Annotated in this window: 11 protein-coding genes and 1 pseudogene; 2 read left to right on the top strand and 10 right to left on the bottom strand. The window is 70.1% G+C overall.

Annotated elements, in window-relative coordinates; all coding sequences use genetic code 11:
* Window positions 1-48: 48 nt before the first annotated feature.
* The 8 genes from AB0E14_RS23395 to AB0E14_RS23430 all read right to left on the bottom strand — a co-directional run bounded on the left by AB0E14_RS23395 (window position 49) and on the right by AB0E14_RS23430 (window position 9,350).
* Window positions 49-1,038 (bottom strand): hydroxyacid dehydrogenase, encoded by a 990-nt coding sequence (locus AB0E14_RS23395; RefSeq protein ID WP_362421283.1) that lies wholly within the window; start codon window positions 1,036-1,038, stop codon window positions 49-51.
* Window positions 1,039-1,174: 136 nt separating this feature from the next.
* A complete protein-coding gene (locus tag AB0E14_RS23400) occupies window positions 1,175-2,851 on the bottom strand; it encodes an extracellular solute-binding protein (protein ID WP_362421286.1) in 1,677 nt (558 codons plus the stop codon).
* A gap of 104 nt (window positions 2,852-2,955) precedes the next feature.
* Window positions 2,956-3,861: a carbohydrate ABC transporter permease gene (locus AB0E14_RS23405; protein ID WP_362421289.1), complete on the bottom strand. Its 906-nt coding sequence runs from the start codon at window positions 3,859-3,861 to the stop codon at window positions 2,956-2,958.
* Window positions 3,861-4,742, bottom strand: coding sequence for an ABC transporter permease subunit (locus tag AB0E14_RS23410; RefSeq protein ID WP_362421404.1), 882 nt, complete (start codon window positions 4,740-4,742; stop codon window positions 3,861-3,863). The genes AB0E14_RS23405 and AB0E14_RS23410 overlap by 1 nt, the downstream gene beginning before the upstream one ends.
* 186 nt (window positions 4,743-4,928) lie before the next feature.
* On the bottom strand, window positions 4,929-5,690 hold the full coding sequence (locus tag AB0E14_RS23415; RefSeq protein ID WP_362421291.1) for a cupin: 762 nt from the start codon (window positions 5,688-5,690) through the stop codon (window positions 4,929-4,931).
* Between the two features lie 83 nt (window positions 5,691-5,773).
* Window positions 5,774-6,658: a sugar phosphate isomerase/epimerase family protein gene (locus AB0E14_RS23420; protein WP_362421294.1), complete on the bottom strand. Its 885-nt coding sequence runs from the start codon at window positions 6,656-6,658 to the stop codon at window positions 5,774-5,776.
* The gene (locus tag AB0E14_RS23425) at window positions 6,655-7,779 is read right to left on the bottom strand and encodes a Gfo/Idh/MocA family oxidoreductase (RefSeq protein WP_362421297.1); all 1,125 of its coding nucleotides are present in this window, start codon (window positions 7,777-7,779) and stop codon (window positions 6,655-6,657) included. Before AB0E14_RS23425 ends, AB0E14_RS23420 begins: the two co-directional genes overlap by 4 nt.
* Before the next feature lie 32 nt (window positions 7,780-7,811).
* Window positions 7,812-9,350, bottom strand: a complete 1,539-nt coding sequence (locus AB0E14_RS23430; protein WP_362421300.1) for a beta-N-acetylhexosaminidase — start codon at window positions 9,348-9,350, stop codon at window positions 7,812-7,814.
* Window positions 9,351-9,892: 542 nt separating this feature from the next.
* Between AB0E14_RS23430 and AB0E14_RS23435 the strand changes: the two genes are divergently transcribed.
* Both AB0E14_RS23435 and AB0E14_RS23440 read left to right on the top strand, forming a co-directional pair.
* Window positions 9,893-10,897, top strand: coding sequence for a LacI family DNA-binding transcriptional regulator (locus AB0E14_RS23435; RefSeq protein WP_362421303.1), 1,005 nt, complete (start codon window positions 9,893-9,895; stop codon window positions 10,895-10,897).
* A gap of 56 nt (window positions 10,898-10,953) precedes the next feature.
* Window positions 10,954-11,526 (top strand): annotated as a pseudogene (locus AB0E14_RS23440) (3-hydroxyacyl-CoA dehydrogenase NAD-binding domain-containing protein); the annotation flags it as partial.
* Between the two features lie 180 nt (window positions 11,527-11,706).
* Here the strand turns inward: AB0E14_RS23440 and AB0E14_RS23445 are convergent.
* Together AB0E14_RS23445 and AB0E14_RS23450 are read right to left on the bottom strand one after the other, a co-directional pair.
* Window positions 11,707-12,387: an SMI1/KNR4 family protein gene (locus tag AB0E14_RS23445; protein ID WP_362421306.1), complete on the bottom strand. Its 681-nt coding sequence runs from the start codon at window positions 12,385-12,387 to the stop codon at window positions 11,707-11,709.
* A 224-nt stretch (window positions 12,388-12,611) separates the two neighbouring features.
* Window positions 12,612-13,157 (bottom strand): GNAT family N-acetyltransferase, encoded by a 546-nt coding sequence (locus tag AB0E14_RS23450; protein WP_362421309.1) that lies wholly within the window; start codon window positions 13,155-13,157, stop codon window positions 12,612-12,614.
* Window position 13,158 lies beyond the last annotated feature (1 nt).

Consider the following 13,158-nt stretch of genomic DNA (forward strand, 5'->3'; position numbering starts at 1 on the left):
CGGTGGGGTGCGGTGTGAGTGTCGTGGGCGTGGGGGGGCAGGGGACCGTCAGGCCGACCGGGTGAGGAGCGCGGGCTCGACGGCGTAGCGGAACGGCAGACCGTGCGCGTAGCGGTCCACCTCGTCCACGGCCGAGACGCCGAGACGGTGGAGTTCGCCGCCGAAGGAGCCGGCCATGTGCGGGGTGAGCAGCACGTTAGGGAGGTCGTACAGCGCCGAGTCCTCCGGGAGCCGGTCCGGTTCGGTGACATCGATGACCGCGTGGATGCGGCCGGACTCCAGTTCTCTCGTGAGCGCAGCGGTGTCGACGAGCGAGCCACGCGCCGTGTTGATCAGCGTCGTGCCGTCGCGGAGCAGCGCGAGGCGGCGGGCGTCGAACTGGTGGTACGTCTCGGGGGTCTCGGGCGCGTGGATGCTGACCACGTCGCTGCGCCGGACCAGGTCGTCGAGGCCGACGCGTTCGGCACCGAGCGCCGCCGCGTCCGATTCGCCCAGATACGGGTCGTAGAGCAGGACGTGCAGGTCGAAGGGGCGCAGAAGCTCGATCACCCGCCTGCCGACCCTGGACGCTCCGACGATGCCGACGGTGCGCCGGAAGTTGCCGGCGTCGGCGAGCATCGTGTGCAGCGGGAGCGGTCGGCGCTCTTCGCGGAACGTCCGGGCGATCGGCAGGACGCGCTTGTTCGCCATGAGGATCGCGGCGAGCGTGTACTCGGCGACAGGGCGGCCGTTCATCTCGGCCCCGGAGGAGACGGCCAGGCCCCGGGCCCAGGCCGACGCCCCCACGAGCCCCTTCACGGAGCCGGCCGCGTGGACGACCGCCTTGAGCCGGGGCATGCGTGCCAGCACGGCCTCCGTCAGAGGCGGGCACCCCCAGCAGGTCAGCAGCACTTCGGTGGAGCGCAGCACGGAATCCAGGGTCGGGTCGCCCGGGTCGGTGAAGTCGGTGACCACGTGGTCCAGGTCGACGTCCGCCATGCGTACGAGCCGGGCGGCCGTCTCCGGGCCGAACAACAGGCCCGGGAACAAGGGGTCCATGGCGAGGAGGGTGCGAGGGCGCGGTCGGGCTGTCATCGGGATGTCCCCTTCGATGTGCTCGGGTGGCCGGAGCGCCGAGCGGAGGGTCAGGTCTCCGCTCGGCGCCGTTCTTGGCGGCCGCGGGTGGGCGTGGAGTTCAGGAGGCCTTGTTCGCTGCCTCGTACTCCTTGGCCAGCTCCTCCGCGGCCTGTGCGCCGCCTCTGGACTTCCACTGCTTCACCATGGGGTCCCAGTCGGAGATCGACTTGCGGCCCATGACGATCGCCTTGACGAGGTCCCCGGCGAAGAGATCCAGCTGTTCCTTCTTGGCGCTCCAGGTCGCGGAGAGCAGGCCGAGCGAGGGATCGGCGACGCCCGAGGTGATGACCTCGCTCTGGAAGGCGTGGCGACGCTTGACCGTCTCAGCGGCCCCGGGCACGGACGAGGGGAGGTAGAGCACCTGCTGGGGGCAGGCCATGAACCCGACGCCGAGGGTGTCCTTGTTGTCGCCGTTGAGGGCGAGTTCGGTCTGGGCCGGGCTGCCGTCGTCGCCGCGCTCGAAGTGGGTGCCCTCGACTCCGTAGTTGATGAGTTCGTACTCCTCGGTGCCGAAGGGGGCGGCGAGGAAGTCGAGGACCCGGAGGAGGAGTTCGATGCGGGCCTTGGGGGCCTTCTTCAGAGCCGTCTGGTAGTCGGCTCCGGGGGCGAGCCAGTGGCCGGGGGTGGCTCCGTTGGTGGGCTTGAAGGGACGGAGGGTCTCCAGGGTGAAGCCGTCCTTGATGCCGGTGGCCCAGCCGGTGAAGGAGGCGTTTGAGTTTCCGGTCGCGGCGGTGATGCCGGACATGAAGTCCGAGCCGAGGGTGGCGTCGTGGGAGAGCGGGTCCGGGCGGTGGACGCCCGCCTTCTGCCAGGTCGCGAGGTACTCGATGGCCGCCTTGGTGGTGTCCTCACCCGCGGACGGGAGGAACTGGCCGTCCTTCAGGAGCCACCTGTTGGGGGAGCCGAAGGTGGGGACGATGGAGTTGTAGTTGAAGGCGCCGTTGCCGCCTGCGCCGATCGGGTACTTGTTGCGGTGGGTGCGGCCGATCTGCAGCAGCCCCTCGGTGAGCTGTTCGGCGCCGAGGGCACCGGTCTCCGGCATCCAGATCCCGGCCTTCTCGAAGCGCTCCTTGTTGACGTAGAGGCTCTGGCCGATGCGGGGTCGCTCGACCGGGACGCGGTAGAGCCTGCCGCCGATCCGGCCGGTGGCCTTCCAGGCGTAGGTGGGGATGGCCGCCAGGTTCGGGTACTTCTTGATCGCGTCGCCGGAGAGGTGTTCGGTGAGGTCCTGGCACTTGGCGGAGACGAGTTCGGCGACGTCGGGGAGGAAGGCGGTGACGGCGATGACGTCCGGGAACTCGCCGCCGGCGACCAGTGCCGCGTACTTCTGCGGGGCCTCCGTGGCGGGGATGACGGTGAGTTCGAGGTCGACGCCGAGGGCCTTGTTGATCGCCTGCCACAGCTGGTGCTTGGCCTTCGGCTTCGGCGGTGCGCCCCAGGTGATGGTCCACACGGTGACCTTCGACCCGTCACCCGGCTTCTCGGCGACCGACTTGCTCAGCGTCCGGGGGTAGGAGGTGAAGCCGGGCTGGACGCCTTCCTCGGTCGGTGCGAGGTCCGGCTTCGCGGCGTCGGGGTGGGGGACGTACGTCGGCCAGGGGGCGAGGTCCTTGCCCGCGTTGCCGGTGTCGCTCTTGCCGGACGAGGTGGAGCAGCCGGACAGGGAGAAGCCGGTGGCGGCCAGTGCGGTGGAGATCCCCGCGGCCTGGAGGACGGTTCTGCGCGAGACGCTCATGACGGATCGGTTCCTTCGGAGAAAAGAGACATGACGAGGCAGGGCATCGGCCCGGGAGGTTCGGGTGTGCCGTGTGGTGGGTGCCGTGTGGTGGGTGCTGAGGGTCAGCTCTTGATGGCGCCGGTGAGGACGCCCTTGGTGAAGTAGCGCTGGATGAAGGGGTAGACGATGAGGATGGGGATCGTGGCGAGGACGACGACGGCCATGTTCACCGTCTGCGGGGCGAAGTCGACCTGTTCGCTGGTGGCTCCGCCGACCTGGATCAGCTGGTTCTGCGCCTGTACGACGTAGGTGCGCATCCAGGTCTGCACCGGCCACATGGACTGGTCGTCGAGGTAGAGCAGGCCGCGGAAGAAGTCGTTCCAGTAGCCGACGGCGTAGAAGAGGCCGACGACCGCGATGACGGCCTTGGACAGCGGCAGCACGATCGTGCACAGGATGCGCAGTTCGCCGGCGCCGTCGAGCTTGGCCGACTCGAAAAGCTCGGCCGGGATGCCCTGGAAGAAGCCGCGCATCACGACCAGATTGAACGCGGAGACCAGGACGGGCAGGAACAGCGCGGTGTACGTGTTGCGCAGCCCCAGCGAGTTGACCACCAGGAAACTGGGGATCATGCCGGCCGGGAAGAGGAAGGTGAACAGGATCCCGAGCATGACGGGTTTGCCGCCGACCACGCCGGGACGGGCGAGGGCGTAGGCGAGGGTGATCGTGCAGACCAGGCTCAGGAGGGTCCCGACGAGGGTGACCAGGGCGGAGACGACCAGGGCGCGGGTGATCTGGCCGCCCGAGAAGACCAGGTCGTAGGCGCGCAGGGTCCATTCCTGCGGCCAGATGGCGTAGCCGCCGTTCGCGGCGACCTGTGTGTCGGGGGCGAAGCTGGTGGCGATCACGACCCACAGCGGGATCACCACAACCAGCACCGTGACCGCCAGGCCGATTCCCTTGGCCCCCTGGGTCAGCGGTTTCGGCTTCTCCATCCAGGCCGGGCGCTCGGTTCGGACGTCGCTCATCAGCGGTACACCCCCTGCTCGCCCATGCGGTGGGCGACCTTGTTCGCGGTGAAGACCAGGACGGCGCCGATCGCGCCCTTGAACAGGCCGGCCGCGGCGGCCACGCCCCAGTTCTGGTCGCGGACGCCGTAGTAGTAGACGTAGGTGTCGATGACCTCGGCGACGTCCGGGCCGAACGCGTCGCGCTGGAGGAGGATCTGCTCGAAGCCGACGGAGAGGATGTCCCCGAGGCGCAGGATCAGCAGCAGGAAGATCACCGCGCGCAGCGAGGGCAGGGTCACGTGCCAGAACCGCCGCCAGGGGCCGGCGCCGTCGATCGCGGCGGCCTCGTACTGGCTCTCGTCGACCTGGTGCAGCGCGGCGAGGAAGATGATCGTGCCCCAGCCGCACTCCTTCCAGATGAGTTCGAGGACCATCAGCGGCTTGAACGCGTCCGGGTTACCGATGACGTCGACCAGGTGGTCCCCGCCGCCGAAGAGACCGTTGACGACCCCGTCCGCGCCGAGCACCTGCTGGAACAGGGCGACGACGATCACCCACGAGATGAAGTGCGGGAGATAGACCACCGACTGCACGAACTTCCGCGTCCTGCCCTGGATGAGGCTGTGCAGCAGCAGCGCCAGCGCGAGCGGCACCGGGAAGTAGAAGACGAGCTGGACGAGCGCCAGGACGACCGTGTTCAGCGCCGCGTGCCAGAACCCCGGCTCGGTGAACAGCTCCTGGAAATTGGCGACGCCCACCCACGGGCTCGCGTTCAGCCCCAGATACGGCTTGAAGTCCTTGAACGCGATCAGGTTCCCGAACAGGGCCCCGTACTGAAAGACCAGGAAGTACAGCACCCCCGGCAGCATCAGCAGGAGCAGCGCCCGGTCCCGGCGCATCCGCGCGGGCAGGCCCTGCCCGCGCGGGCGCCGCCGCGCGACCACCGGTTCTTCCTCGCGCGGTGGCTCCGCGCCCGCCGTCCTGCCGGCGGATTGCGCCACCAGCGTTCCGCTACCAGCCCTTTTCATCAGCTCCCTTTCTCCAACGGCCCCTGGGGGACGCGTCCCCGCCCCCGGACAACGTGATCAACAAATGGACGGACCGCTCCGGCCCCGCGGCGGTAGCGCGACGGCACCGTCGAGATCGCAGGCACCGAGATGTCCGCAGATCCCCCACCGCGGCACCGTCGCCGCGCGGGCGACCGTCGCGTCGCGCAGGTGCTCCGCCCCCGACTCCAGTGCGCGCAGGTACGCGGCGGTCGCCGTGACCGCCGCCGTCGGCCCTGCCTCGACGATGGCTCGCCACTCGGGCAGCCTGGGGCGGATCAGCTCCGCGGCCCTCTCGTGGAAGGCCGACAGCGCGGTGAGGCCGCCGCCCTGGACGGCCGAGCGAAGCTCGGCGAACCCTGCGAGGGCGAGGTCCCGGCGGCTGCGCGCCGACTTCTCGGGCTCGGCCCGATCCAGCGCCGCAGCGTGGGCGTACGCCTCGGTGTCGTCGAGTACCGCCCTCGGAAAGGGGAAGACCGCGTCCCCCGCTTCCGGCAGCCCGCTGTTGGACATCAGGACGAGAATCTCCAGCCGGCCGTCGTCGTTGACCAACCGGTGCAGCGTGCCCGGCGTGAACCACACGACCCGGTCCCGGACCAGCTCCGTCTCGGCATAGCCGGAGGCGTTGAGCGTCTGCACACGACCCCGGCCACCCAGCACGACGTACCCCTCGGTGCAGGCCAGGTGCAGATGGGGTGCCCCGCCGCGCAGACCGTCGGCGGCCTCCCAGTCGTAGACGCGGAGCCTTGAGATGCCGATACCGCCGGGAAGGGGCGGGACCCGCAGTGTGAACGAAGACATGGGATTCCCTCGGAACGGGCGTGTCAGGGGTGTGGCGGCGGTGCCGGGTCGAAGACGGTCGCGGTCAGTGGCGAGTCACGGTTTCACCGGTCTGCGGCCGCGGTGACGTCGATGTCCGCCAGCAGGTCCTTCACATAGGCGAGGTTGTCGCGCAGGCGTTCGCGTGGTGGGCGGTGGATCGCGAAGTCCTCGAAGGTGATCCAGCCGTCGTAGCCCACGGCGCGCAACGCGCCGAGCAGCGCGGCCACGTCGATGCGTCCCTCGCGGAGCGGCGCCGAGAGGTTGCGCCACCGGGTGGCGCCGTCCGCGCGCTCGCCGTCCGGCTCCTCCGGCTCCCAGAGGCCGTTCTTGAGGTGCACGTGCGCCAGGTGGGGGCCGAGTTCCTCCAGGCCCTTGCGGTACTCGGTCCACCCCTCGTAGACCATGTTCCCCTGGTCGTGGATGACGGCCACGTGCTCCGGGTCGAGGCCCTCGACGAGCGCGGCCGCCGCCGCGGGGCTCGACGCGAGGTATCCGTGGTGGATCTCGATCAGTGCCCTGACCCCGTACCGGGCGGCGAGCCGAGCCACGTCCCGGTACTCCGCCCGGCACCGGTCCCACTGCGCGCGCAGCGGCGCGGAGGAGTCGTAACCCCGCTGCATGACGCGCAGTTGGCGCACTCCCAGGTCACGGGCGACGGCCATGGCCGCCTCGACGGACTCGGGCTCCCCGCAGGCCGTGTACGTACCGAGGGCGGGCATCTCCAGGCCGCCCTCGGCCGTGACGCGGGCGATGTCGCCGACCAGCGACGCCAGGCCGGTGAACGGCCAGGTGGACCGGTTGGCCGCCCAGACGTCCTCCGCCTCCTCGGCCGGCGGCTGGTCGGTGATCCGCCACTCGATGCCGTCGTACCCGGCCCCGGCGATCTCGGCGACCGCCTCCTCGTGGGTCAGCTCGGGCGTACTGGCCGTGAATACGGCGTACTTCACGCGAACGCTCCCTTCTCGTGGTGCGCGCCCCGAGGACTCGGGGGCGGATCGAGACGGATCGGACGGCCGGTGCGCGCGGAGTCTTCGACCGCCTCGATCAGGGCGACGGTGCGTCGACCGTCCTCGAGGGTCACGGCGGGCTGCCGACCCTCGTGTGCCGCCTGCGCGAAGTCGCGCATCTGGAGTGCGTGGGCGGTCCAGGCGGCGGTACCGCCGGACGTACCGCCCCGGCCGAGCTCCTGCTCGGCCGTGTCGAGCCCCGTGCCCGGGTCGTACGGCGGGTCGTCGGTGCTGTGACCGTCCGGAGCGGCGTGGAAGAACTTCAGCGCGCCCGCTTCGAGCACGGCCATCCCCCGGTCTCCGTTCACATGGAGCCGCACATGGGTCCCGGGGTACGCGGCGGTCGTCGCCAGTACGGTGGCCGACGCTCCGCCGGCGAAGCGGACCGTCGCGGTGACCGTGTCCTCGACCTCGACACGTTCGTGGGCGAGGCAGCCGCTGTGCGCGTACACCTCGACGGGCTCGCCGAGGAACCAGCACAGCAGGTCCAGGGTGTGGATTCCCTGGTTCATCAGCGCGCCGCCGTCCATGGCCCGCGTGCCGCGCCACCCGGCCGAGTCGTAGTACGCCTGCGAGCGGTACCAGTTGACGGCCGCGCTGCCGGAGGTGAGGCGTCCGAACCGTCCTTCCTCCACGGCACGGCGAACGGCGGCGTTGCCGGGGGTGAAACGGTGCTGGCTGACCACGCCGGCTGTCATGCCGCTCGCGTCACGGGCCGCGATGATCCGGTCGACCGACGCCACCGACATGCCCAGCGGCTTCTCCACGAGGACGTGCCTGCCGGCGGTGAGGCAGCGCACGGCGATGTCCTCGTGCGTTCCGCTCGGGGTGCACACCGAGACGGCGTCGACGTCGTCGCGCGCCAGCAGCGCGTCGAGGCTCTTCGCGACCTCGACCTCGATGCCGTGCGTGCGCAGGCAGTGTGCGGCGAAGCGCTCGGCGTTCTCCCGCACCACGTCGAACACGGCCGTCAGTTCGGCGGCGTCCGGTATCTGCCGGAGGGAGAGCGCGTGCTCCTCACTGATGATTCCTGATCCGACCAGGCCGAATCGTGTCGCCATGACGGTGACCTTCCTTGGGTGAGAACGATGGGTCAGGCGGGCCTGTCGCGCTGCCAGGGATGGGGCCCGGCCAGGGGGCGGTACTCCACTCCGAGTCCGTCGAGCCGGTGCAGGTGCTCCTCCAGACGTGCCTGGAAGCCGGCGAAGTCACGGGGGTTTCGGCTCCAGACGGCCTCGGCGAAGGCGCAGAGGCGGGGGAAGGCCATGTAGTCGACGCGGCGCGGAGAGTCGATGTACTCCGTCCACACCTGGCATTGCGCGCCGAGGATTCTCCCGGCCTCCTCGGGCGCGAGCCCGGGGGGGACGGGCTCGAACGAGTACGCGTCGGCGAGCGTGAGGACGCTGCCGAAGGGCAGCGGTTCACCCGGCTGTTCGGACTGCCGGTAGTCGAAGTAGGTGTGCTCGTGCGGGCACATGACCACGTCGTGGCCGGCCCGCGCCGCGGCGACCCCGCGGTCGGTGCCGCGCCAGGCGGCGACCGTCGCATCGCGGCTGAGCCCGCCGTCGAGGATCTCGTCCCACCCGAGCACTCGGCGGCCCCGCGACCGCAGGTGCGAAGCGAGCCGGCCGATGAACCAGCTCTGCAGCTCGTCCTCGTCCGCCAGCCCGAGTTCCTTGATCCGCTCCTGAACCCTCGGGGAGCCCCTCCACCGGGTCCGGGGACACTCGTCGCCGCCGATGTGGACGTACGTGCCGGGGAAGATGTCGAGGATCTCGTCGAGCACGTCCTCGTAGAACCGGACGGTGGACTCCTCGGCGTTGAGCACGTCCTCGCACACGCCCCAGCGGGTCTCGACCTCCAGCGGCTCCCCGCTGACACCCAGGTGGGGATAGGCGGCGATCGCCGCACGCGAGTGCCCGGGGACGTCGATCTCGGGGACGACGGTGATGTGACGGGCGGCCGCGTGGGCGACGATCTCGCGCAGGTCGTTCTGGGTGTAGAAGCCGCCGTGCGGCCGTCCGTCGAAGACGTCGGACGGGCCGACGCCGACGGCCGTCTCGCGTCGCCAGGCACCGATCTCCGTCAACCGGGGGTAACGCCGGATCTGGGGGCGCCATCCCTGGTCGTCCGTGAGGTGCAGGTGCAGCACGTTGATCTTGTGCAGGGCGAGCAGTTCGATGAACCGCAGCACGTCAGCCTTGGGCAGGAAGTGCCGTGCGACGTCCAGCATGCAGCCACGCCAGGCGAATCGCGGGCTGTCCTCGACCTCGACCGCCGGCACGAGCCAGGGCTCCTGCCGCACGGCGGCGGCACGGAACGCCTCGGTGGGCAGCAGCTGCCGTAGCGTCTGGGCCCCGTAGAACACCCCGGCCGGGTCACCGCCTTCGATCAGCACGGAATCGGTCCGGACCTTGAGCCGATAGCTCTCGGGCCCGAGGGCCGGGTCGACCGCGAGACGGATCTCGCCCCCGGGACGGGCCACCGGTGCCACCGCGAGGACGCCTCGAAGCCATGCGGCGGTGGTGAGCAGCTCCGCCGAGAAGGCCGTCACCACGGTGTCCGGGCCGGCTTCGAAGGGCGCGATGGCCGGCACGGGAACAAGGCGGTCGGGTGGGGGAACGATGTTCATGGGGCTCCTATGACTCCTTGGGCTGCGTGACCGCTCCGCTCGTGGCACCGGACCGGACCTGACTCCGGGGCTGTCGCACTGATCTCCCGTACGGGGTGACGGAACTGCCGCACGCCGTGAAGCGACGGAACGCGGTCACCGAGGCCGCCCTGACGGACGGGCCTCTCGCGTCCGGACCGCGTCTCTCTCACTCGCTGCCTTGCGCTGCGGCGAAAGTTAAAACGCTTTCTACGGGTGCGTCAAGGCTTCCTGCGAGCCTGCGTTCCCGCCAGGGACGACGACCTGCCGGTGCATCAAGTCCGTGTGCGGGCAGTGGCATTACCCCACCTCTACCTCCGATGAACTGGGGCTTCATCGCTGGTGCGGCGGCAGGGCAGCGCATGGCGCATGGGCGGGCCGAGGCCCGCGGGACATCGCAGGAGCGCCGGTGCTACCGTGGCCCGCAAGCTGGCCATCGCGACTCGGAGGTAAAACGGTTGCCATCCGGAGACGGCACATCCCCGACGAGTCGGAAGGACTCCGGCCGCCCCACGATCCGCGATGTGGCCGAACGCGCGGGGGTCTCCCCGGCCACGGTCTCGCGGATCCTCAACGGCAACTACCCCGCCGCTCCCGCCACCCGCGAGCGCGTCGCCCGGGCCGTGGACGAACTCCAGTACGTCGCCAATCCGCACGCCCGCGCCCTGGCAGGCCCGGACCCGGGCACGATCGGGATCGTCGTCAGCACGATCGACGACGGCGCCTACGGCGCGATGGTGCAGCGCATCGCCAGCCTGGCGGCCGTCGAAGGGCGGCTGTGCCTGATCACCACCACCGGTGGTGACGCGGCGCAGGAGGAGGTCGCTGTGCGCCGGATGAGATCACAAGGTGTCCAGGCGATCGTGATGGTGGGTGGCACCGATGGGACCGACCCACACGACAAGCGGACAGCCGCGCTCTATCGGACCGTGGAGTCGTCGGGTATCCGTATGGTGCACTGCGCGCGGGGGGCGATCGACGCGACAACCCCCGCGGCGGTCGTGGAGTACGACAACACGGGCGGCGCCTACGCGGCCACCAGCCACCTCGTCTCCCTCGGACACCGCCGCATCGTCTATCTCAGCCGGGGCGGCGAGCACAGCACGATCGTGCCCCGGCGCGCCGGCTACCGCCGAGCCCTCGCGGAACTCGGCGGCGAGGCCGACCCGGCACTCGAACTCGTCACCGCCACCGGCAGTCTGCCGGGGTACACCGAGATGCGGCGCTTCATCCGGTCGAGCGCCACGCCTTTCACCGCGGTGTTCGCCTACAACGACCGCATCGCCGCCGGCGCGGTCCAGGCGCTCAGGGAGGCGGGGCTGCGCGTGCCCGAGGACGTCTCGGTGGTCGGCTACGACGACACCCACGTGGCACAGGGACTCGGGCTCGCCAGTGTGCACCTGCCCGCGGAGGAACTGGGGTACGTGGCGGCCGGTCTCGCCCTGTCGTCCGCGCCGCCCTTCCACTCGGTCATCAGTACGCGCCTGATCGTCCGGGGCAGCGTCGCTCCGCCCGCCGCCGGACGGTAGGGGTGTCTCTGGCGGCCCGCGCCGATGAAGGCACCTCCTGCCGTCCGGGTGCGAACGGGCGTCGACGGCTGCTGGCCTCGCTCGACAACGGCGTGCGTCGGGGCGAACTCGGTGAGAAGGAGCGTGAGGAAACGCTCGCCCGGCTCTCGTTCACCCGTGACCTGGACGCGTTCTCCGACCGCCAGTTCGTCATCGAGGCCGTGGCGGAAGACCGAGCGGTCAAGAAGCAGGCGCTCACCGCCCTGGACTAGGCAGTGGAGGACCCCGAGGCCATCCTCGCCACCAACACCTCCTCCATACCGGTCGTCGACCTGGCGGTCCTGACCGAACGCCCCGCGACGCACGTCGTCGGCCTCCACTTCTTCAACCCGGTGCCTGTGCAGCATCTCGTCGAGAGCGTCCCCGCGCTGACGACGAGCGCCGAGAGGACGCGACGAGCCCTGGCCTTCGCCGATCAACTCGGCAAGGCGGACCTCATCGGCCTCGACACCGTCCAGGCCATCGCCGAATCGATGTACGCGGAGTACAAGGAGCCGCTCTACGCCGCTCCTCCGCTGCTCCAACGTAGGGTCGCCGCCGGCCGCCTGGGCCGGAAGTGCGGGCGCGGCTTCTACGCGTACGAGGCCTGAGGCGGGAAGGCACGCCCTCCTCGCGCTCGCCGTACTCGCCATCCGCGGTCGCATCAAACGCTGACCATGATGGCCGACGCGATCGCAGAGGGTGTGACGCCCGAACTTGACGGTGGGCGCGCCGCTTTGGAGTGCTCGAGGCTCGGACCGCCCGTGCTCGGTGGGGCCGACTCCGGGGGCTCAGATTGCTTCCCGCGCTGTGCGCTCCGCATGGCGCAGCCAGTCGAGGTACCAGTGCGCGAAGGTCGCCGGCTTTCCGTCGCTGCCGAGGAGCGGGGTGAGGTCGGCGTCGTCCACCCGGGAGTCCGACCAGATCGTGCCGCGGTGGCTGCCGCTGATGATCAGCCACTCCCGCTGGGCGCACCCCAGGTGGCAGATCACGATCGCGCCGACTGTCCGCTCGGGGGCGAACATGACGGCGTCCCACCGTTCGTCCCATGCCTCGATGGCGTCGTCGAACTCCTCGATCTCGTCGAAGTCCTCTTCCTCGGGACGTTCAGCAAGGAGCGCTTCGACGAGCTCGGGGTCCGGGCCCTGCTCGGGAAAGGACTCGGCAAGCCGGGACAGGTCTGCCATGTCCGCGCCGTCGCCCTCCCACCGCCAGCGGCCTTGCACGCGCCGCACCGGGAACACCCCATAGGCGGGACCAGCGCCACCCGCGCCGACATCAAGGAGGAATGTTCGGAATTCCTCCGGCAGCCGCACCTTCAACTGTGCCTCGAGCTCCGCGAGCTCAGTGTGGCTGAGCGGCTGCTCCAGAACCCAGCCGTGCCCCAAGGCCCCGAACACTTCGCTGCTCGCCGGGGACGCCCCCAAAGCCTCGACCCGCTGTCGGATGCCCGCCCAATGCTGATCACTCATGGGGCCCAAGGTAGGTGCCGCCACTGACATCGCGGTCGACCGGCCCCTCCTGGAAGCCAGGTGGGGCCAGCGGGGCCACGAAGACCGTCCTGGACACCCAGGAGCATCACGGCACACAAGGGGGAGGCGGCGAAGGGTTGCCGGTTGCCGACCTTGCGGTAGCCCCAGCTCTCGTAGGTCCTGTACGCGGGGGATTCGCGCTCGCCTATGTTCGGTCCGGCCGATCACGAAGGAGTCGAGGTCGGCAGGTTCTTCATGAGGACGATGCTGTCGTAGTTGGTGACGTCCCACCGCCAAGTGCCGATCGGCGCGTAGCCACGCCGGCGGTACCAGTCGACGAGGTCTTTTGCCTGTGAGGAGGTGTCGATGACGACCTGCGTCGATCCGAGAGCAGCGATACGTGACTCTGCCAGAGCCAGCAGCCGCTGTCCGAGGCCGGTGCCTCTCTGTGATGGCTCGACAGCCAGTTGCCAGAACGAGCCCCCTCCTGCCGACGCGGGGTATCCAGCCGGAGTGGCGTGAGGAGCTGACACGGTGACGGTGCCGACCACTGCGTTCCCGTCCATCGCGACCCAGCACTCGCCTTTGCTCAAGCGGTGCTGAGTGTCCTGCGGACTTTGGTAGGAGGCGAAGAAGATTCGCCCGGCAGCGGCGTGGTCAGCGTAGGCGCGGTGGAGCAGGAGAGTCAGCTGCTCCACCGAATCACCGTTGCGGAAGCGCCTGACCTGCACGGTTGCGGACGGACTCACGTCCGTCGAGTTGGCGTTCATC

This window comes from Streptomyces sp. NPDC047981 (assembly GCF_040653315.1).
Taxonomy (GTDB): Bacteria; Actinomycetota; Actinomycetes; order Streptomycetales; family Streptomycetaceae; genus Streptomyces.